This window comes from Methylophaga thiooxydans DMS010, assembly GCF_000156355.1.
Taxonomy (GTDB): domain Bacteria; phylum Pseudomonadota; class Gammaproteobacteria; order Nitrosococcales; family Methylophagaceae; genus Methylophaga; species Methylophaga thiooxydans.
Genome location: NZ_GG657883.1, coordinates 1 through 1,358 on the forward strand (window position 1 = coordinate 1; position 1,358 = coordinate 1,358).

Sequence of the window (1,358 nt, forward strand, 5' to 3'; positions counted from 1 at the left end):
ATCGTTGGGTTGAAGTTAGCGGTCAACATTTCTGATTTAACGGCAAAGTAACGACCCACCCAGTCATCACGATATTCGGTAACGAGACCGAAGGGGGCTGAAATACCTAAGCCAACAATAACTTTGTCATTAACCGGATGACTCAGATAAAAGTTTGGAACAAACGCTTCATGACCTGCATCGCCGCCATCGCCACCCGTTAATGGCTGTCCTGAAAAACCACCAGCACCACCGAAATCAGGTACCGCTGAACCATCATTGCGAAAGTCGGATTGTGGCTTGATGTAATTGAGACCCATATTCATCTCGGTACGATCAAGATAAGTGAGCCCCGCAGGATTGAAAAAGATAGTGCTGGCATCTTCTGCAACAGCGGCACTGCCCGCAAAAGCGCGACCTAAGCCTGTGATGCTTTGTTCTTGAATCGCATAGCCGGCAGACCACGCTGCTGAGCTTGCAGAAGAGAGTAATAAAAGGGTCGATAATTTTCTAATATTCAATTTCATGTCAATCACTTGCGGTTCAAAGTTAATTTATCGCCTAAACTAGCGCAAGCGATCATTTGACGCAAGTTTTATGTGATTTTTTTACACACGTTTGAATAGTAAATCCCAGACGCCATGACCTAAGCGGTGACCGCGTTGTTCGAATTTAGTCAAAGGGCGGTAGTCGGGACGTTCGATATAATCAGCCGAGTGACTACAATTTTGAAAACGCTCATTAGCAGAGACATCTATCAGCATTTGTTCAGCATAATCCTGCCAGTCAGTGGCTAAGTGTAGATGTCCGCCATGTTTGAGCTTGTTGGTAAGTAAATTAACAAAAGCGGGCTGGATGATGCGCCGTTTGTTGTGTCTCTTTTTGTGCCATGGGTCAGGGAAATAAATTTGCACGCGATCTAACGATTTATCGGGCACACGGCTTTTGAGTAACTCAACCGCATCGGTGCAGGCAACACGTACATTCTTTTGTGCGTCGGTTTCGATTGACTTGAGTAATTGACCGACACCGGGACGGTGTACTTCAACACCAATGAAATCATGATCTGGTTGTTGTTTTGCCATCTCTGCAAGCGATGCACCATTACCAAAGCCGATTTCCAAGACTTTTGGGGCATCGCGTCCAAACAGTACATCGAGATTTAAGGTTTCTGTACCCTCATCAATCCCAAACTCGGGCCAGAGCACGTCCAGTGCTCTTTCTTGTCCTGGTGTCAGGCGGCCTTCGCGGCGAACGAAGCTGCGAATTGTACGCATAGCTTTTTTATCAGTCATGATCGTGTGATGTGTATTTATAAATAAGGCGACAGATCATACCTTAAACGGCTATTTAATGATCTATAGCCGCTAATTTATACA

At 45.5% G+C, this 1,358-nt stretch carries 2 protein-coding genes; both read right to left on the reverse strand.

What is annotated here, in order from left to right; translation table 11 throughout:
• On the reverse strand, window positions 1–506 hold a 506-nt coding region (locus MDMS009_RS00245; protein ID WP_008290049.1), incomplete at its 3' end, for an OmpP1/FadL family transporter.
• Between the two features lie 81 nt (window positions 507–587).
• Window positions 588–1,274 (reverse strand): tRNA (guanosine(46)-N7)-methyltransferase TrmB, encoded by a 687-nt coding sequence (gene trmB, locus MDMS009_RS00250; RefSeq protein ID WP_043887668.1) that lies wholly within the window; start codon window positions 1,272–1,274, stop codon window positions 588–590.
• Window positions 1,275–1,358 lie beyond the last annotated feature (84 nt).

Bases quoted from the DNA above. Each gene is read 5' to 3' on its own strand.
- trmB (WP_043887668.1), bottom strand. From the start codon at position 1,274: ATGACTGATAAAAAAGCTATGCGTACAATTCGCAGCTTCGTTCGCCGC.